This window comes from Staphylococcus sp. 11007852, assembly GCF_011394325.1.
GTDB lineage: Bacteria > Bacillota > Bacilli > Staphylococcales > Staphylococcaceae > Staphylococcus > Staphylococcus agnetis.
Map to the genome: position 1 here is coordinate 46,984 of NZ_JAANBJ010000024.1, position 16,790 is coordinate 63,773.

General features: G+C 36.8%; 27 protein-coding genes. 24 read left to right on the forward strand and 3 right to left on the reverse strand.

Going from position 1 to position 16,790, the window contains the following annotated elements:
- Positions 1-51: 51 nt before the first annotated feature.
- Complete coding sequence (locus G8Y85_RS07025) at positions 52-1,206, forward strand: aminotransferase class I/II-fold pyridoxal phosphate-dependent enzyme (RefSeq protein WP_143564693.1); 1,155 nt, start codon at positions 52-54, stop codon at positions 1,204-1,206.
- A 112-nt stretch (positions 1,207-1,318) separates the two neighbouring features.
- On the opposite strand, the gene mspA is transcribed toward G8Y85_RS07025, so the two are convergent.
- Together mspA and G8Y85_RS07035 are read right to left on the reverse strand one after the other, a co-directional pair.
- A complete protein-coding gene (gene mspA, locus G8Y85_RS07030; RefSeq protein WP_060551608.1) occupies positions 1,319-1,636 on the reverse strand; it encodes a membrane stabilizing protein MspA in 318 nt (105 codons plus the stop codon).
- A gap of 19 nt (positions 1,637-1,655) precedes the next feature.
- Entirely contained in the window at positions 1,656-1,856 is a 201-nt protein-coding gene (locus tag G8Y85_RS07035; protein WP_103345590.1) for an SE1832 family protein, read from the reverse strand.
- 124 nt (positions 1,857-1,980) lie between these two features.
- Between G8Y85_RS07035 and G8Y85_RS07040 the strand changes: the two genes are divergently transcribed.
- Positions 1,981-2,898 carry an AEC family transporter gene (locus G8Y85_RS07040; protein WP_103345589.1) on the forward strand — a complete coding sequence of 306 codons (918 nt, stop codon included), beginning with the start codon at positions 1,981-1,983 and terminating at the stop codon, positions 2,896-2,898.
- Positions 2,899-3,012: 114 nt separating this feature from the next.
- Here the strand turns inward: G8Y85_RS07040 and G8Y85_RS07045 are convergent, their stop codons facing one another.
- Entirely contained in the window at positions 3,013-3,873 is an 861-nt protein-coding gene (locus tag G8Y85_RS07045) for a GNAT family N-acetyltransferase (RefSeq protein ID WP_105995505.1), read from the reverse strand.
- Between the two features lie 121 nt (positions 3,874-3,994).
- On the opposite strand from G8Y85_RS07045, the gene G8Y85_RS07050 reads away from it, so the two are divergent.
- The 22 genes from G8Y85_RS07050 to rpmD all read left to right on the forward strand — a co-directional run bounded on the left by G8Y85_RS07050 (position 3,995) and on the right by rpmD (position 16,775).
- Positions 3,995-6,127: a DNA topoisomerase III gene (locus G8Y85_RS07050; protein ID WP_103345587.1), complete on the forward strand. Its 2,133-nt coding sequence runs from the start codon at positions 3,995-3,997 to the stop codon at positions 6,125-6,127.
- Positions 6,128-6,240: 113 nt separating this feature from the next.
- On the forward strand, positions 6,241-7,575 hold the full coding sequence (locus G8Y85_RS07055; RefSeq protein ID WP_103345586.1) for an NCS2 family permease: 1,335 nt from the start codon (positions 6,241-6,243) through the stop codon (positions 7,573-7,575).
- Between the two features lie 456 nt (positions 7,576-8,031).
- Positions 8,032-8,340, forward strand: coding sequence for a 30S ribosomal protein S10 (gene rpsJ, locus G8Y85_RS07060; RefSeq protein ID WP_001118667.1), 309 nt, complete (start codon positions 8,032-8,034; stop codon positions 8,338-8,340).
- A 27-nt stretch (positions 8,341-8,367) separates the two neighbouring features.
- A complete protein-coding gene (gene rplC, locus G8Y85_RS07065; protein WP_039644449.1) occupies positions 8,368-9,027 on the forward strand; it encodes a 50S ribosomal protein L3 in 660 nt (219 codons plus the stop codon).
- A gap of 26 nt (positions 9,028-9,053) precedes the next feature.
- Entirely contained in the window at positions 9,054-9,677 is a 624-nt protein-coding gene (rplD, locus tag G8Y85_RS07070; protein WP_037567101.1) for a 50S ribosomal protein L4, read from the forward strand.
- Positions 9,677-9,952 carry a 50S ribosomal protein L23 gene (gene rplW / locus G8Y85_RS07075; protein WP_037567103.1) on the forward strand — a complete coding sequence of 92 codons (276 nt, stop codon included), beginning with the start codon at positions 9,677-9,679 and terminating at the stop codon, positions 9,950-9,952. Before rplD ends, rplW begins: the two co-directional genes overlap by 1 nt.
- Before the next feature lie 29 nt (positions 9,953-9,981).
- Positions 9,982-10,815, forward strand: a complete 834-nt coding sequence (rplB, locus tag G8Y85_RS07080) for a 50S ribosomal protein L2 (protein WP_037567105.1) — start codon at positions 9,982-9,984, stop codon at positions 10,813-10,815.
- A 64-nt stretch (positions 10,816-10,879) separates the two neighbouring features.
- Positions 10,880-11,158, forward strand: a complete 279-nt coding sequence (rpsS, locus tag G8Y85_RS07085) for a 30S ribosomal protein S19 (RefSeq protein ID WP_014613216.1) — start codon at positions 10,880-10,882, stop codon at positions 11,156-11,158.
- A 32-nt stretch (positions 11,159-11,190) separates the two neighbouring features.
- Positions 11,191-11,544: a 50S ribosomal protein L22 gene (rplV, locus tag G8Y85_RS07090; RefSeq protein WP_016426354.1), complete on the forward strand. Its 354-nt coding sequence runs from the start codon at positions 11,191-11,193 to the stop codon at positions 11,542-11,544.
- A gap of 22 nt (positions 11,545-11,566) precedes the next feature.
- Positions 11,567-12,220 carry a 30S ribosomal protein S3 gene (gene rpsC, locus G8Y85_RS07095; RefSeq protein ID WP_037567110.1) on the forward strand — a complete coding sequence of 218 codons (654 nt, stop codon included), beginning with the start codon at positions 11,567-11,569 and terminating at the stop codon, positions 12,218-12,220.
- A gap of 2 nt (positions 12,221-12,222) precedes the next feature.
- Positions 12,223-12,657, forward strand: coding sequence for a 50S ribosomal protein L16 (rplP, locus tag G8Y85_RS07100; protein WP_037567112.1), 435 nt, complete (start codon positions 12,223-12,225; stop codon positions 12,655-12,657).
- Positions 12,647-12,856 carry a 50S ribosomal protein L29 gene (rpmC, locus tag G8Y85_RS07105; RefSeq protein ID WP_014613220.1) on the forward strand — a complete coding sequence of 70 codons (210 nt, stop codon included), beginning with the start codon at positions 12,647-12,649 and terminating at the stop codon, positions 12,854-12,856. Before rplP ends, rpmC begins: the two co-directional genes overlap by 11 nt.
- 24 nt (positions 12,857-12,880) lie before the next feature.
- Complete coding sequence (gene rpsQ / locus G8Y85_RS07110; protein WP_037567114.1) at positions 12,881-13,144, forward strand: 30S ribosomal protein S17; 264 nt, start codon at positions 12,881-12,883, stop codon at positions 13,142-13,144.
- Positions 13,145-13,174: 30 nt separating this feature from the next.
- On the forward strand, positions 13,175-13,543 hold the full coding sequence (gene rplN, locus G8Y85_RS07115; protein WP_014613222.1) for a 50S ribosomal protein L14: 369 nt from the start codon (positions 13,175-13,177) through the stop codon (positions 13,541-13,543).
- A gap of 38 nt (positions 13,544-13,581) precedes the next feature.
- Positions 13,582-13,899 carry a 50S ribosomal protein L24 gene (rplX, locus tag G8Y85_RS07120; RefSeq protein ID WP_037567116.1) on the forward strand — a complete coding sequence of 106 codons (318 nt, stop codon included), beginning with the start codon at positions 13,582-13,584 and terminating at the stop codon, positions 13,897-13,899.
- Positions 13,900-13,923: 24 nt separating this feature from the next.
- A complete protein-coding gene (rplE, locus tag G8Y85_RS07125; protein WP_037567119.1) occupies positions 13,924-14,463 on the forward strand; it encodes a 50S ribosomal protein L5 in 540 nt (179 codons plus the stop codon).
- A 21-nt stretch (positions 14,464-14,484) separates the two neighbouring features.
- The gene (locus tag G8Y85_RS07130; protein ID WP_037567121.1) at positions 14,485-14,670 is read left to right on the forward strand and encodes a type Z 30S ribosomal protein S14; all 186 of its coding nucleotides are present in this window, start codon (positions 14,485-14,487) and stop codon (positions 14,668-14,670) included.
- A 31-nt stretch (positions 14,671-14,701) separates the two neighbouring features.
- Positions 14,702-15,100 (forward strand): 30S ribosomal protein S8, encoded by a 399-nt coding sequence (gene rpsH, locus G8Y85_RS07135; protein WP_014613226.1) that lies wholly within the window; start codon positions 14,702-14,704, stop codon positions 15,098-15,100.
- A gap of 29 nt (positions 15,101-15,129) precedes the next feature.
- Entirely contained in the window at positions 15,130-15,666 is a 537-nt protein-coding gene (gene rplF, locus G8Y85_RS07140) for a 50S ribosomal protein L6 (protein ID WP_037567123.1), read from the forward strand.
- A gap of 30 nt (positions 15,667-15,696) precedes the next feature.
- Entirely contained in the window at positions 15,697-16,056 is a 360-nt protein-coding gene (rplR, locus tag G8Y85_RS07145; RefSeq protein ID WP_037567125.1) for a 50S ribosomal protein L18, read from the forward strand.
- Between the two features lie 21 nt (positions 16,057-16,077).
- Positions 16,078-16,578, forward strand: coding sequence for a 30S ribosomal protein S5 (gene rpsE / locus G8Y85_RS07150; protein WP_037567127.1), 501 nt, complete (start codon positions 16,078-16,080; stop codon positions 16,576-16,578).
- A gap of 17 nt (positions 16,579-16,595) precedes the next feature.
- Complete coding sequence (gene rpmD / locus G8Y85_RS07155) at positions 16,596-16,775, forward strand: 50S ribosomal protein L30 (protein ID WP_037567129.1); 180 nt, start codon at positions 16,596-16,598, stop codon at positions 16,773-16,775.
- Positions 16,776-16,790: the final 15 nt, after the last annotated feature.

Genomic DNA, 16,790 nt, shown 5'->3' on the forward strand with positions numbered 1-16,790 from the left:
CTTTTATGTATCATTACGCCATTTAACATGATATTCAAAGGGGGACATCTTATGAAAGAAACATCAATTTTAAAGCATATTCCAGAAAGTTACTTTGGAAAAACGATGGGGAAAGCGGTGGAACATGGACCTTTGCCTTTGATCAATTTGGCAGTAGGTATTCCGGACGCCAATACGCCTGAACGTATTTTAGATGCACTCACAGATGCCATCCGGGTACCAGAGAATCAAAAATATTTGGCATTTCAAGGTAAAAGTACATTTAAACAAGCTATCGTCCGTTTTTATCAACGTCATTTTAATGTGTCGTTAGATCCTGAAACGGAAGTGTGTTTATTTTATGGTACAAAAAATGGTTTGGTGGCGCTACCTACTTGTGTTATTGAGCCAGGGGACGAGGTATTATTACCAGATCCAGGTTATACAGATTATGAAGCGGGTGTCTTACTTGCTCATGGTCAGCCACATGCGATGAAATTGTATCCAGAACATGGGTATCTTCCGCAATGGGATAAGTTAGACACCTCTCAAGCTAAGTTAGTGTATTTAACTTATCCGAATAACCCTACTGGCTCTGTTGCGACACCCGAATTCTTTCAAGAGACAATAAATCATTTTGAAGGTACAGAGACGATGATTGTCCATGATTTTGCTTATCAGGCTTTTGGTTTTGATGCAGCCAATCCTAGTATTCTTGCAGCAAAAGGTGCGAAAACACGTGCGATTGAAGTGTTTTCATTTTCAAAGGGCTATAACATGTCGGGGTATCGTGTAGGTTTTGCAGTAGGAAATGAAGATATGATACGTCAATTGAAAAAATATCATACACATACACAAGCGGGTATGTATGGGGCGTTACAAGATGCATGCACCGTTGCGTTAAATGAATGTGACGATGTGTTGCGTCTTCAAGCACAAACGTTTAAAAAGCGAAGAGATATTATAGAGGAAGCACTAACGGTCGCGAAAATTCCTTTTGAGCCAATTAAAGGTGGCATATTCTTGTGGTTGCCATGCCCTCCAGGGTTTACGAGTGATCAATTTGTAGCATATTTATTAAAAAAGTGTTCTATTTTAGTAGCGCCGGGTCATCCGTTTGGCATACAAGGGGAAGGTTATGTGCGTGTGTCCTTTGCAATTGATGAAGTACAGTTAAAAGAAGCACTGCGTCGACTGACATCTATTGCTGAATGCTACCATTCTTGAACATGATAAATGAGTATAAAGTGGAGAAGATATAGAAAAAACCTTAAAAGTTGATACCTCAATCACAACTTTTAAGGTGAATATTAAAGGGACGTTAAATATGAAGCGTCATTTATAAAAGTACAATTGCTAAAATGACATAAATAACAACTATGAGTACGGTCATCATATTTAATATGTCTACGCCTTTTTTATCATTTTTTCCGTGTTTGAATGCAGTTGTCTCTACGTTAGCAACTAATAAGAGTAACACGACAAACACCCACCATGTCATCCATGTGTAATAAATTAATGAAGTTGCAATGACAATTATTAAAATGAGTCCCATTAAGAGACGTAAAATTGTTGCTAACTTTACTTGCATTTTAAATATGCTAATGTAACTGATAACTAAATATAATATCGGCAATAAAAGGAAGTATATGAGCATTGGTTTGTCCTTTCTAAATCTATTGATGAGACGATTGATGTGATTGTGGGAAACAGTCCTGTTCCATTTTCAACCGTACTTCAGAAATTTTATGTTCAATAGATTCCATTTGCTTGATTAAAGGGTCAATATGTTGTCCCATAGATTCACGTTTTTCTAAATCACCTTGTAATCGAACATAATCTAATTTGAGTTCTTGTAGTTGGGCTTCTAAATTCATAAAACTAGCCTCCTTTTGTCTTCAACATTATAACATGCATCAATAAGGATAATGAAATGAATATGATAAATGATGTATTGATTCATTTAAATTATATCAATAATTAACGAAAGAGGGGGATGGTGTGACAGAGCGTTTTATAATGATTTTATTACTCATAGCACTAGGATATATTTTGAAACGTATTGGATATGTTAAGGGGTCGGAAGCAAAAGTGATGACGACAATTGTTCTGAACGTTACATTACCCGCAGTCGTTATTGTAAATTTAAATGGTGCCACGTTAACACCTTCACTATCCTTGTTGCCCATTTTGATGATATTGTACGGCATTATAACTAAATTGATAGTCATCATATTGTTTATTAAATATAACAATGAAGTAAGAGGTACTGTGGCGATGCTGATGGCTTCTTTAAATATTGGGATATTTGCATATCCACTTGTAGAACAAATGTGGCCGAAATATGGTTTACTGTATTTTGGTATGGCTGATATCGGTGGTGCCATTCTCATGTTTGGTGTTACATATATCATCGCAGGATATTTCAAAAATGCGGAAAGTACATTAAACATTAAGACAATCGTTTTAAAATGTTTAAGTTCTATCCCATTAATGACTTATATCGTGATGATTTCTCTTTGTTTGTTAACAATTAAAATTCCACCCATTATCATCGATTTCTTTGACTTGCTTGGAAAAGCCAATTTACCATTATCGATGATGTTATTAGGTGTATTATTAGATTTTAAAATTGAACGTCGTTATCTACCATTGACGTTTAAATATGTAGGTATACATTATGGTTTAGGGCTCTTGTTTGGGAGTCTCGTCTATTTCTTTTTACCAGTTTCTGATGACATGATTAAAACAACATTGATATTGATTTGGTTATTACCTGTTGGGGTAGCCACACTATCTTATGCTGTACAGTTTCAGTATCGCACATTGCCGATGATTGCCATGGCGAGTAACATGACTGTAGTGATTAGTATAGGGATTCTATATATGTATCAACATTTCTTTATTGCAGTACCTTAAGTGGTTTATCCTAATATAAAATAAACGCCTTCAACGTATTCTTTTACGCTGAAGGCGTTTTCCATCATCTTTAAATTAAGACGCATGGGGTTATGCCTTAATAAAGACCAAAGTTTACTTTACAAGCTTAAACTTACGATATTCAGATGTCATTTCAAACCCAAATTCATGAAAACGTTCAACTAATCGATGATTTTTACTACGTATTTTGAAATATACGTTATCGATGCCTTCTTGAGACAGTGCGATGTGAATCGCGTGTTGAATGAGATCAAAAGCGATCCCTTTAAGACGATAGTGGGTATGTGATGAAAAATAACGAATTTCTGCATGACCTTGGTCTTTGTTAAGAATTAAATATAGATACCCTTTAAGTAATCCTTCAGCCATATATAACATAAGGCGGTGGTTGTCATCTAAAGTTTCCGTAATTTCTTCAGCACGCATTGCATTGTGAGAAAATGTGTCTTCATGTAGTTTTTTGAAATATTTGAAGTAAGCTGATTTATAATCGATGATATGATGAATGTTTTCAGTTTCTCCCAAGTCTGTCTGTGTAGAAAGATGGTAATCTGTAAATGTATAGGATGCACCAATCGTTTTCATATAGGCTTTAATGTGTTCATTTTCAGCAGCGTAGGAAAAATAATAGGTCGCGTGTGGCGCGTTATGTTGTGTCGCTTCTCTAAATAGTTTTTCAAAGGCGTCTCCAGTAGGGATATAGTCTTTTTTGGTAATAGGTCCAATGACTTTAAAACGATTTTCAAGATATGGTATACACATGAGCGCCATTTGTATGTCGTCATTTTCTTCAAGTATAAAAATACCCGTCGTATTCAATGCCTCGTTGAGATACATATCATATGCTGTATGATAATGAACAGGAATTTTATTTGTATAAGACTGTGAAGTTGATATATTTTCCTTAATAAAGTTTGAAATACGATCAACGGAAGTGACTTGACTGACCTTCATAGTGCCCCTCCTTAATAGTTTCTTTAAGCTAATTATAAGTTGTTTTATGATGAAATGGAAGTATCCACATTAGAGGCATGGTACAATAACAATATTATAAAGTTTAAACAGGAGTAAAATGATGAAATCTTTAGTATTAGCAGAAAAACCTTCAGTCGGTAGAGATATCGCAAAGGCGTTAAATGTTTCTAATGAAAAAAATGGATATATCGAAAATCAACATTATATTATTACATGGGCATTAGGGCATTTAGTCACAAATGCGACACCAGAACAATATGATAAAACTTATCAACAATGGCGTTTAGAAGCCTTACCGATTATTCCAAAACATATGAAAACGGTCGTAATTGGAAAAACACGTAAGCAGTTTAATACCGTTCAGCATTTATTAAAAAGAGATGACGTGAAGGAAATTATTATTGCTACCGATGCAGGTAGAGAAGGTGAATTGGTAGCGCGCTTGATTCTAGATAAAGTTCGTGTTAAAAAACCGTTAAAACGATTATGGATAAGTTCTGTAACGACAAAAGCGATTCAACAAGGCTTTCGCAATTTAAAAGATGCAAAACACTATTATCCTTTATATCAAGCGGCGTTAGCGCGTAGTGAAGCGGATTGGATTGTTGGTATTAATGCGACGCGAGCTTTGACAACACGCTATGATGCTCAGCTATCTCTTGGTCGAGTTCAAACACCGACAATAAAATTAATTCAACAACGTCAAGAAGAAATTAAAAATTTCAAACCTGAAACTTACTATACAATGGAAGTTAAAGTGAATGATGTGCCATTTAAACTTGTTCAAACACAGCGTGAGTATGATCTGCAAAAATTAGAGCAATTTGGCGAGAAACTCAAACATCAAAGCATGGTGATAAAAACAATTAAAGATAAAGAGAAAAAATCATATCCAGGTCGCTTATTTAATTTGACGGATCTTCAACAAGCAGCCTATCAACGTTACAAAATAAGTGCGAAACAGACACTGAATGCCTTACAAAGTCTGTATGAGCGCCATAAAGTATTGACGTATCCACGTACTGATTCGAATTATTTAACGACAGATATGGTTGGGACACTTAAAGAACGTCTTCAAGCGGTTATGGGTACGGAATATAAAACCTATGCGCAAACACTGATGAAAAAGCAGTTTACGTCTAGACTCTCATGTATTAACAATCAAAAAGTATCAGACCACCACGCCATTATACCGACAGAAGTCCGTCCATACATGGATGATTTAGGTGCAAACGAAAAAAGAATATATTTACTTGTGGTACAACGATTTCTTGAAGTTTTATCAGATCCTTATATTTATAGTGAACGTCAAATACTAGGGGAAATGGAACACGCTTCGTTTTTATATAAAAGCATTGAAACGAAACAACTCGGTTTTAAAGCATTACACCATGATGCACCTACGACGCAAGTAAAGATACCGTTTCATCAAGGAGAACATGTGAAAGTGTCAAATGTGAATGTGCAGTCACATCAAACGACACCACCCGCATACTTTAATGAAGGAACGCTCCTTAAAGCAATGGAACGTCCTGACCAATTTTTTAATTTAAATGACAAGCGTTCTGCTGAAACATTAAAAGCAACTGGTGGCATAGGTACCGTTGCGACAAGAGCAGACATCATCGAAAAATTATTTAAGATGAATGCGATTGAGAGCCAAGATGGAAAGTTAAAAGTGACATCAAAAGGTGCCCAAATTTTATCATTAGCACCACAAGAATTAACATCGCCGCTACTTACCGCAGAATGGGAAGATAAATTATTGAAGATAGAAAAGGGCACATATCAACGTCAACAATTTATCGATGAAATGAAACAATTTACAATCCGTGTCATTCAAACGATAAAAGAAAGTGATCAAAAATATAAGCATGATAACTTAACATCAGCGGAATGTCCAACATGCGGTAAATTTATGTTAAAAGTAAAAACAAAAAATGGCTCAATGCTTGTGTGTCAAGACCCATCATGTAAAACAAAGAAAGACGTCAAAACCCAAACGAAAGCACGTTGTCCAAAATGTAAAAAAAGGCTGACTAAATTTGGTACAGGAGGACAAGCAACATACCGTTGTGTATGTGGCCATACAGAGACACAAGCGCAAATGAATCAACGTTTAAAGTCTAAAGGAAAAGATAAAGTATCGCATCGAGATATGAAAAAATATATGAAAGATGATGAATTAGATAACAATCCGTTTAAAGACGCTTTAAAAGGATTGAAATTGTAGCTAAAAATCGAACTTAAAGCATTTTTTTAATTATAAAGTTCGGAATTTGTATTGAAATCGCTAAGGAAACATATTAAAATATGTAAGTATTTTGATTAAAGGAGCTAATTAAAGTGAAGCGATACTTCCGTTTTGATGAACATCAAACTAATTTCAAACGAGAGATTTTAGGTGGATTAACAACATTTTTATCAATGGCTTATATTTTAGCAGTCAATCCTCAAGTGTTAAGCTTGGCTGGAGTTGATGGTGTACCAGCTGACCAAAAAATGGATCAAGGTGCGATTTTTGTTGCTACGGCCCTTGCTGCATTTGTAGGGTGTTTATTCATGGGTATCATCGCTAGGTATCCGATAGCCCTCGCCCCTGGTATGGGATTAAATGCCTTTTTTGCATTTACAGTTGTATTAACAATGGGCATCCCTTGGCAAACAGGTTTGACAGGTGTGTTATTTTCAGGGTTTATATTTGCAATTTTAACCGCAACGGGTCTACGTGAAACCATTATTAATGCCATTCCATTTGAAATGAAAATGGCTGTATCTTCAGGTATAGGTTTATTTATTACTTTTGTAGGCTTACAAAGTTCAGGTATTATTACGAACCAAGATGCAACGTTAGTAACATTAGGTAAATTGACGGAACCACATGTCTTACTCGCTGTATTTGGTATCGTGATTACAATTGTGCTCTATGCTAAAAAAGTTCCTGGTGCAATTTTTATTGGTATGGTGATAACAGCAATAGCGGGGCTTATCACGCAACAAATCGCTCCACCATCTGGTGTCATTGGTAAAGTACCAAGCATCGCACCAACATTTGGTGCAGCATTTGAAGCTTTTCAAGACCCAGCACAACTCTTTACAGTACAGTTTTTAATTGTTATTTTAACGTTCTTATTTATTGATTTCTTTGATACAGCAGGGACTATCGTTGCTGTAGCTTCTCAAGCTGGATTTATGAAAAACAATCGTTTACCACGCGCAGGGCGTGCACTGTTTTCAGATTCGTTAGCAACAATGGTGGGTGCGGTATTTGGTACGACAACAACAACATCGTACATTGAATCAACGTCAGGTGTAGCGGTAGGTGCACGTACGGGATTTGCAAGTATCGTTACGGGAATATGTTTCTTATTAGCACTATTCTTTAGTCCATTAATGGCAGTTGTGACACCGGCTGTTACAACACCAGCACTTGTCGTTGTCGGTGTGCTTATGGCATCAAACCTTGCCTCTATCAGTTGGAAAAACTTTGAAGTAGCAGTACCAGCATTTGTAACCATCATTATGATGCCTTTATCATATTCTATTGCTACAGGTATCGCATGTGGCTTTATCTTTTATCCAATAACGATGGTCTTGACAAAGCGCCATAGAGAAGTACATCCAATTATGTATGCTTTACTTGTTATATTTATTTTATATTTCGTATTTGTACATGGTTAAAATATTGAAACTGTCATTGAACAATAATATTCAGTGACAGTTTTTTTATACACGTAGGGGAGGCTGTTTTTTAAAATTATTAAGAAACATACATTAAGATAGATGATTGAACTGATTAACCACATTTTAATCAAAATGTATCTTCAACCAATTGTACATACATAAAGTATTTGAAACGCATTTCAATGATATAAAAAGATTAAAGAAATTCATAAAAAAGTGTTGATGTAGCCTCTTATTTAGAGTAAAATAATGGGGTATGTGAATTAGACAAAAGATTTTACATAAAATGGTTGAAGTACTCAAACATTTCGTGTAAAATGTCTAATGTTGGACTTTTTAATGCGATGAAGCGAAAGGTTACTGACACACCCGGCCGCTTTGCCATGGCGTTGTGTGAGATAGTTTTCGTGGAGAAGTCTTATCACTAATGAAGACGAATAAGGAGGGTAAATTATGGCAAAACAAAAAATCAGAATCAGATTAAAAGCTTATGATCACCGTGTAATTGATCAATCAGCTGAAAAAATTGTTGAAACTGCGAAACGTTCTGGTGCAGACGTATCAGGACCAATCCCATTACCAACAGAAAAATCAGTGTACACAATCATCCGTGCGGTGCATAAGTACAAAGATTCTCGTGAACAATTCGAACAACGTACACACAAACGTTTAATCGACATTGTGAACCCTACACCAAAAACAGTTGATGCTTTAATGGGCTTAAACTTACCATCAGGTGTAGACATCGAAATTAAATTATAATAGAAAATTTTAGGAGGTGGACTTTCGATGACCAAAGGAATCTTAGGAAGAAAAATTGGAATGACTCAAGTATTCGGTGAAAATGGAGACTTAATTCCTGTAACAGTTGTAGAAGCAAAAGGAAACGTAGTATTACAAAAGAAAACTGAAGAAATCGATGGTTACAACGCAGTACAAATCGGTTTCGATGACAAACTTGCTTATAAAAAAGATAGCAAATCAAACAAATACGCAAACAAACCAGCTGAAGGTCATGCTAAAAAAGCTGGCGTTGCACCTAAGCGCTTCATTCGTGAATTCAGAAACATTAATGTTGATGAATACGAAGTAGGTCAAGAAGTCTCAGTTGATACATTTGTAGCAGGCGACATCATTGACGTAACAGGAACTTCAAAAGGTAAAGGTTTCCAAGGTGCGATCAAGCGTCACAACCAATCACGTGGACCTATGTCACACGGTTCTCATTTCCACAGAGCACCAGGTTCAATCGGTATGGCGTCAGATGCGTCACGCGTATTTAAAGGACAAAAATTACCAGGCCGTATGGGCGGTAATACTGTCACTGTTCAAAACTTAGAAGTTGTTGCAGTTGATACGGAAAACAACGTAATTTTAGTTAAAGGTAACGTACCTGGCCCTAAAAAAGGTTTTGTTCAAATCCAAACAGCTGTTAAAGCTAACCAATAATAAGTAGCGAAAGGAGGAAATGCATAATGGCAAATTATGATGTATTAAAAGTTGACGGATCTAAAGCTGGTTCAGTTGAACTTAGCGATGCAGTATTCGCAATCGAACCTAACAACGAAGTATTATTCGAAGCGATTAACTTACAACGCGCTTCATTACGCCAAGGAACACACGCTGTTAAAAATCGTTCAGCAGTTCGTGGCGGTGGACGTAAACCATGGAGACAAAAAGGTACTGGACGTGCGCGTCAAGGTACAATCCGTGCACCACAATGGCGTGGTGGTGGCGTAGTATTCGGTCCAACACCAAGAAGCTACGGCTACAAAATGCCTAAGAAAATGCGTCGTTTAGCATTACGCTCTGCATTATCTTACAAAGTTCAAGAAAATGGACTTAAAATTGTTGATAACTTCAACTTAGACGCTCCAAAGACAAAAGATTTCAAAACAACATTAACAAACTTAGAATTACCTAAGAAAGTTTTAGTTGTAACTCTTGGAGAAGATGTAAACGTTGAATTATCTGCACGTAACATCCCTGGTGTTCAAATCACTACACCTGAAGGATTAAACGTATTAGATTTAACACATGCTGACAGTGTTTTAATCACTGAAGAAGCAGCTAAAAAAGTTGAGGAGGTGCTCGGATAATGGAAGCTAGAGACATTCTAAAGCGCCCCGTAATCACTGAAAAATCATCTGAAGCAATGGCTGAGGACAAATACACTTTCGATGTAGATGTTCGTGCCAACAAAACGCAAGTTAAAATTGCTGTTGAAGAAATCTTCGATGTAAAAGTAGCGAATGTTAACATCATTAACTACAAACCTAAAAAGAAACGTATGGGCCGTTACCAAGGCTATACAAACAAACGCCGTAAAGCTATCGTAACTTTAAAAGAAGGTCAAATCGACTTATTCAACTAAAAAATATACCAATAAGGAGGTAAGCGACAATGGCATTAAAACATTATAAGCCAATTACAAATGGTCGTCGTAATATGACTACTTTAGATTTCGCTGAAATCACTGAAACGAAACCAGAAAAGTCATTATTACAACCGCTACCGAAAAAAGCGGGTCGTAACAACCAAGGTAAATTGACTGTACGTCATCATGGTGGCGGACACAAACGTCAATACCGTGTGATTGATTTTAAACGTAATAAAGATGGAATCCCAGGTAAAGTTGATTCTATTCAATATGATCCAAACAGATCAGCAAACATTGCATTAATCGTATACGCAGATGGTGAAAAACGTTACATCATCGCACCTAAAGGTTTACAAGTAGGTCAAATGATTGAAAGTGGTTCTGAAGCTGACATTAAAGTGGGTAACGCACTTCAATTAAAAGACATTCCTGTAGGTACAGTTATTCATAATATCGAATTAAAACCAGGTCGTGGCGGTCAAATCGCACGTTCAGCTGGTGCAAGCGCTCAAGTATTAGGTAAAGAAGGTAAATATGTACTTGTAAGACTTCGTTCTGGTGAAGTACGTATGATTCTTTCAACTTGTCGCGCAACAATCGGTCAAGTTGGTAACTTACAACACGAACTTGTTAACGTAGGTAAAGCTGGTAAATCTAGATGGTTAGGTAAAAGACCTACAGTTCGTGGTTCTGTAATGAACCCTAACGATCACCCACACGGTGGTGGTGAAGGCCGTGCGCCAATCGGACGTCCATCTCCAATGTCACCATGGGGTAAACCAACGCTTGGTAAGAAAACACGTCGTGGTAAGAAACATTCAGACAAACTTATCGTACGTAGACGTAAGAAAAAATAAAAATAGCTTATTTGGGTGTGCGGCTTCTTAGCTGCACGCACACAATAAGAAAGGAGGCGCCACTATGGCTCGTAGTATTAAAAAGGGACCTTTCGTCGATGATCATTTAATGAAAAAAGTTGAAGCTCAAGGCGACAGCGAAAAGAAACAAGTAATCAAAACATGGTCACGTCGTTCAACAATTTTCCCAAACTTCATTGGACACACATTTGCAGTATATGATGGCCGCAAACACGTACCTGTATACGTAACTGAAGATATGGTTGGTCACAAATTAGGTGAATTTGCACCAACACGTACATTCAAAGGACATGCTGCAGACGACAAGAAAACAAGAAGATAATCACTCAATAGTAAGTAGAGGAGGAAATACGAATGGAAGCAAAAGCGGTTGCTAGAACGATCAGAATCGCACCTCGTAAAGTTAGATTAGTATTAGATCTAATTAGAGGAAAAGACGTAAGAGAAGCAGTAGCTATTTTAAAATTAACTAACAAAGCTTCTTCTCCAGTTGTAGAAAAATTATTAATGTCCGCTTTAGCTAATGCTGAGCACAACTACGGTATGAACACTGACGAATTAGTTGTTAAGGAAGCATACGCTAACGAAGGACCAACTTTAAAACGTTTCCGTCCACGTGCTCAAGGACGTGCAAGCGCAATTAATAAAAGAACAAGCCACATTACTATCGTAGTAAGTGACGGTAAAGAAGAAGCACAAGAAGCTTAATAAATACTAAGGAGGGAACACCGTGGGTCAAAAAATTAATCCAATCGGACTTCGTGTTGGTGTCATTCGCGACTGGGAAGCAAAATGGTTTGCTGAAAAAGATTTCGCATCATTATTACACGAAGACTTAAAAATTCGTAAATTTATCGATACTGCATTAAAAGATGCATCAGTATCTCACGTAGAGATCGAACGTGCTGCTAACCGTATCAATATCGCAATCCACACTGGTAAACCAGGTATGGTAATTGGTAAAGGCGGTTCAGAAATCGAGAAACTTCGTAACAAGTTAAACCAATTAACTGACAAAAAAGTACACATCAACGTGGTTGAAATCAAGAAAGTTGATTTAGATGCACGTTTAGTAGCTGAGAACATTGCACGTCAATTAGAAAACCGTGCATCATTCCGTCGTGTACAAAAACAAGCTATCGGAAGAGCAATGAAACTTGGTGCTAAAGGTATCAAAACACAAGTATCAGGTCGTTTAGGTGGCGCTGACATCGCGCGTGCTGAACAATATTCAGAAGGAACTGTACCACTTCATACATTACGTGCTGACATTGATTACGCACATGCTGAAGCTGACACAACTTACGGTAAGTTAGGTGTTAAAGTATGGATCTATCGTGGTGAAGTTCTTCCTACTAAGAAAAATAGTGAAGGAGGAAAATAATTATGTTACTACCAAAGCGTGTAAAATATCGTCGTCAACATCGTCCTGACACTAAAGGTCGTTCTAAAGGCGGTAACTACGTAACATTTGGCGAATTTGGTTTACAAGCAACAACAACATCTTGGATCACTTCTCGTCAAATCGAATCAGCTCGTATCGCTATGACACGTTACATGAAACGTGGCGGGAAAGTTTGGATTAAAATCTTCCCTCATACACCATATACTAAAAAACCTTTAGAAGTACGTATGGGTGCTGGTAAAGGTGCGGTAGAAGGCTGGATCGCAGTTGTAAAACCAGGTCGTATCTTATTTGAAGTTGCAGGCGTATCTGAAGAAGTTGCGCGTGAAGCATTACGTTTAGCGAGCCACAAACTTCCAGTTAAAACGAAGTTTGTAAAACGTGAAGAATTGGGTGGTGAAACAAATGAAAGCTAAGGAAATTAGAGACTTAACCACTTCTGAAATCGAAGAACAAATCAAATCATCGAAAGAAGAGCTTTTTAACCTACGCTTTCAATTAGCTACAGGTCAATTAGAAGAGACTGCACGTATTAAAACTGTTAGAAAAACAATTGCACGTCTTAAAACTGTTGCGCGTGAAAGAGAATTAGAACAAGGAAAAGCTAACCAATAATAGTTGAAAGAGGAGGTTACTAAAGTGAGCGAAAGAAATGATCGTAAAGTTTACGTTGGTAAAGTCGTTTCAGACAAAATGGACAAAACAGTGACTGTTTTAGTTGAAACATACAAAACGCACAAACTATATGGTAAACGTGTTAAATATTCTAAGAAGTATAAAACACATGACGAAAACAATTCAGCTAAACTAGGAGATATCGTTAAAATTCAAGAAACTCGTCCTTTATCAGCGACAAAACGTTTCCGTTTAGTAGAAATTGTCGAAGAATCAGTAATTATTTAATGACTATTTAAAGATAAGGGAGGTTTAATCATGATCCAACAAGAAACACGCTTAAAAGTAGCAGACAACTCTGGTGCTCGTGAAGTACTTACAATCAAAGTATTAGGTGGATCTGGCCGTAAAACAGCTAACATCGGTGACGTCATCGTAGCAACTGTTAAAAATGCTACACCAGGAGGCGTTGTTAAGAAAGGCGATGTTGTTAAAGCTGTTGTTGTACGTACTAAATCAGGCGTACGTCGTAAAGACGGTTCTTACATCAAATTTGATGAAAATGCATGTGTTATCATTCGTGACGACAAAGGACCACGTGGTACTCGTATCTTCGGTCCAGTAGCGCGTGAATTACGTGAAGGAAACTTTATGAAAATTGTTTCTCTTGCACCAGAAGTACTATAATTTATAAAATCTAAATCACAATTCAAGGAGGTGCCCACATGCATATCAAAAAAGGTGACAACGTAATCGTTATCGCAGGTAAAGACAAAGGTAAAACAGGTAAAGTTGTAGCAACTGAACCTAAAAAAGACCGCGTCGTTGTGGAAGGTGTAAACGTCGTTAAAAAACACCAAAAACCAACTCAAATCAATCCTGAAGGTGGAATCTTAGAAACTGAAGCAGCTATTCATGTTTCTAACGTACAATTATTAGACCCTAAAACAAACAAACCTACACGTGTAGGCTACAAATTTGTTGATGGTAAAAAAGTAAGAATCGCTAAAAAATCAGGCGAAGAAATCAAGTCTAATAAATAATAAAAGTTGAAAGGAGGATCCACTTTGAACCGTTTAAAAGAAAAATTCAACTCTGAAGTTAGTGAGAACTTAGTTAAAAAATTCAACTATAGCTCAGTAATGGAAGTACCAAAAATCGATAAAATCGTAGTCAACATGGGTGTTGGTGATGCAGTTCAAAACTCAAAAGTATTAGATACAGCAGTTGAGGAATTAACAGCAATCACTGGTCAAAAACCTTTAATCACTAAAGCTAAAAAATCAGTTGCGACATTCCGTTTACGTGAAGGTATGCCAATTGGTGCTAAAGTAACATTACGTGGTGAAAGAATGTATGAATTCTTAGACAAATTAATTTCTGTATCATTACCACGTGTACGTGACTTCCGTGGTGTTTCTAAAAACGCATTTGATGGTCGCGGTAACTACACTTTAGGTGTTAAAGAACAGTTAATTTTCCCTGAGATCGATTATGATAAAGTATCAAAAGTTCGAGGAATGGATATCGTTATCGTAACTACTGCTAACACTGACGAGGAAGCTCGTGAATTGTTAACACAATTCGGTATGCCATTTCAAAAATAATCTCTAAAGGAGGCTAATTAAGTGGCTAAAAAATCAATGGTTGCTAAGCAACAAAAGAAACAAAAGTTCCAAGTCCGTGAATATACGCGTTGTGAACAATGTGGACGTCCACATTCTGTATATCGTAAATTTAAACTTTGCCGTATTTGTTTCCGTGAATTAGCTTATAAAGGTCAAATTCCTGGCGTACGTAAAGCTAGCTGGTAAAAATTTAACTCTTGAAAGGAGGCAACAAACTATGACATTGTCAGATCCAATTGCAGATATGTTAACTCGTGTGAGAAACGCAAACATGGTGCGTCACGAAAAATTAGAATTACCTGCATCAAACATTAAAAAAGAAATTGCTGAAATCCTTAAAAATGAAGGTTTCATTAAAAATGTAGAATATATTGAAGATGATAAACAAGGTGTAATCCGTTTATTCTTAAAATATGGTTCAAATAACGAACGTGTTATTACAGGATTAAAACGTATTTCTAAACCAGGTTTACGTGTATACGCTAAAGCGAACGAAGTACCTAAAGTATTAAACGGTTTAGGTATCGCATTAGTATCTACTTCAGAAGGTGTTATCACTGATAAAGAAGCTAGAAAACGTAATGTTGGTGGCGAAGTATTAGCTTACATTTGGTAATCATTAAATAAATAAGGAGGTGCCACAGCATGAGCCGTGTTGGTAAAAAAATTATCGAGATCCCAAGTGACGTTACTGTAACAATCGAAGGTAACAAAGTTACTGTTAAAGGACCTAAAGGTGAATTATCACAAACACTTAACGAAGAAATGACTTACAAACAAGAAGAAAACACACTTGAAGTTGTTAGACCATCAGATTCTAAAGAACATAGAACAATTCATGGTACAACTCGTGCGTTAATTAATAATATGGTACAAGGTGTATCTCAAGGATACGTTAAAGGACTTGAACTTATCGGTGTTGGTTACCGTGCTCAAGTACAAGGTTCTAAACTTGTATTAAACGTAGGTTATTCTCATCCAGTTGAAATCGAAGCTGCTGAAGGTATTACTTTCTCAGTAGAGAAAAATACAACTGTAAAAGTTGAAGGTATCGACAAAGAATTAGTTGGTGCTACAGCATCTAAAATTCGCGATGTACGTCCACCAGAGCCTTATAAAGGTAAAGGTATCCGTTACCAAGGTGAATACGTACGCCGTAAAGAAGGTAAAACTGGTAAATAATAAATAAACTCTATAGAAAGGAGTATTGACATGATCAGCAAAATTGATAAAAACAAAGTACGTTTAAAAAGACATGCACGTGTTCGTACGAAATTGTCAGGTACTAGCGAAAAGCCACGTCTAAACGTATACCGTTCAAACAAACACATTTATGCACAAATCATTGATGACGTTAAAGGTGTAACGTTAGCTCAAGCTTCTACTAAAGATAGCGATATCGACACATCAGTGACTAAAGTTGAAATGGCAACTAAAGTCGGTGAATCAATCGCTAAAAAAGCAAGCGAAAAAGGAATCGAAGCAGTTGTATTCGATCGTGGAGGATACTTATTCCACGGACGTGTTAAAGCGTTAGCAGATGCAGCTCGCGAAAATGGACTTCAATTTTAATTTAAAGGAGGGACAATTTAAATGGCTCGTAGAGAAGAAGAAGTTAAAGAATTTGAAGAACGCGTTGTTACGATTAACCGTGTTGCAAAAGTTGTTAAAGGTGGACGTCGTTTCCGTTTCACAGCACTTGTAGTTGTAGGTGACAAAAATGGTCGCGTTGGTTTCGGTACTGGTAAAGCACAAGAGGTACCTGAAGCAATTAAAAAAGCTGTTGAGGCTGCGAAGAAAAATCTTATCACAGTTCCACGTGTTGAAGGTACAACACCACACACAATCACTGGACGCTATGGTTCAGGTAGTGTATTCATGAAACCAGCTGCTCCTGGTACAGGGGTTATCGCAGGTGGTCCAGTTCGTGCCGTATTAGAACTTGCAGGTATCACAGATATCTTAAGTAAATCATTAGGTTCTAACACACCAATTAACATGGTGCGCGCAACTGTAGACGGTTTACAAAACTTAAAAAATGCTGAAGATGTTGCCCGTTTACGTGGTAAATCAGTAGAAGAATTATATAATTAAGGAGGGAAACATTTAAAATGGCTAAAATTCAAATTACCCTCACTCGAAGCGTTATCGGACGTCCAGAAACTCAACGTAAAACAGTTAAAGCTTTAGGTTTGAAAAAACTTAACTCATCTGTTGTTGTTGAAGATAACGATGCGATTCGTGGACAAATCAATAAAGTAAGTCACTTAGTAACAGTAGAAGAAAAATAATTAAGGAGGTGCCGA

Excerpts from the sequence above, each read along its gene's own strand:
- rpsS (WP_014613216.1), top strand. The coding sequence starts at position 10,880 with ATGGCTCGTAGTATTAAAAAGGGACCTTTCGTCGATGATCATTTAATG.
- rplF (WP_037567123.1), top strand. The coding sequence starts at position 15,130 with ATGAGCCGTGTTGGTAAAAAAATTATCGAGATCCCAAGTGACGTTACT.
- rplR (WP_037567125.1), top strand. The coding sequence starts at position 15,697 with ATGATCAGCAAAATTGATAAAAACAAAGTACGTTTAAAAAGACATGCA.
- rplC (WP_039644449.1), top strand. The coding sequence starts at position 8,368 with ATGACCAAAGGAATCTTAGGAAGAAAAATTGGAATGACTCAAGTATTC.
- rplX (WP_037567116.1), top strand. The coding sequence starts at position 13,582 with ATGCATATCAAAAAAGGTGACAACGTAATCGTTATCGCAGGTAAAGAC.
- rplP (WP_037567112.1), top strand. The coding sequence starts at position 12,223 with ATGTTACTACCAAAGCGTGTAAAATATCGTCGTCAACATCGTCCTGAC.
- rplW (WP_037567103.1), top strand. The coding sequence starts at position 9,677 with ATGGAAGCTAGAGACATTCTAAAGCGCCCCGTAATCACTGAAAAATCA.
- G8Y85_RS07035 (WP_103345590.1), bottom strand. The coding sequence starts at position 1,856 with ATGAATTTAGAAGCCCAACTACAAGAACTCAAATTAGATTATGTTCGA.
- G8Y85_RS07045 (WP_105995505.1), bottom strand. The coding sequence starts at position 3,873 with ATGAAGGTCAGTCAAGTCACTTCCGTTGATCGTATTTCAAACTTTATT.
- mspA (WP_060551608.1), bottom strand. The coding sequence starts at position 1,636 with ATGCTCATATACTTCCTTTTATTGCCGATATTATATTTAGTTATCAGT.
- rplN (WP_014613222.1), top strand. The coding sequence starts at position 13,175 with ATGATCCAACAAGAAACACGCTTAAAAGTAGCAGACAACTCTGGTGCT.
- rpsJ (WP_001118667.1), top strand. The coding sequence starts at position 8,032 with ATGGCAAAACAAAAAATCAGAATCAGATTAAAAGCTTATGATCACCGT.
- rpsH (WP_014613226.1), top strand. The coding sequence starts at position 14,702 with ATGACATTGTCAGATCCAATTGCAGATATGTTAACTCGTGTGAGAAAC.
- rplD (WP_037567101.1), top strand. The coding sequence starts at position 9,054 with ATGGCAAATTATGATGTATTAAAAGTTGACGGATCTAAAGCTGGTTCA.
- rpmC (WP_014613220.1), top strand. The coding sequence starts at position 12,647 with ATGAAAGCTAAGGAAATTAGAGACTTAACCACTTCTGAAATCGAAGAA.
- rplV (WP_016426354.1), top strand. The coding sequence starts at position 11,191 with ATGGAAGCAAAAGCGGTTGCTAGAACGATCAGAATCGCACCTCGTAAA.
- rpsE (WP_037567127.1), top strand. The coding sequence starts at position 16,078 with ATGGCTCGTAGAGAAGAAGAAGTTAAAGAATTTGAAGAACGCGTTGTT.
- G8Y85_RS07025 (WP_143564693.1), top strand. The coding sequence starts at position 52 with ATGAAAGAAACATCAATTTTAAAGCATATTCCAGAAAGTTACTTTGGA.
- rpmD (WP_037567129.1), top strand. The coding sequence starts at position 16,596 with ATGGCTAAAATTCAAATTACCCTCACTCGAAGCGTTATCGGACGTCCA.
- G8Y85_RS07050 (WP_103345587.1), top strand. The coding sequence starts at position 3,995 with ATGAAATCTTTAGTATTAGCAGAAAAACCTTCAGTCGGTAGAGATATC.
- rplB (WP_037567105.1), top strand. The coding sequence starts at position 9,982 with ATGGCATTAAAACATTATAAGCCAATTACAAATGGTCGTCGTAATATG.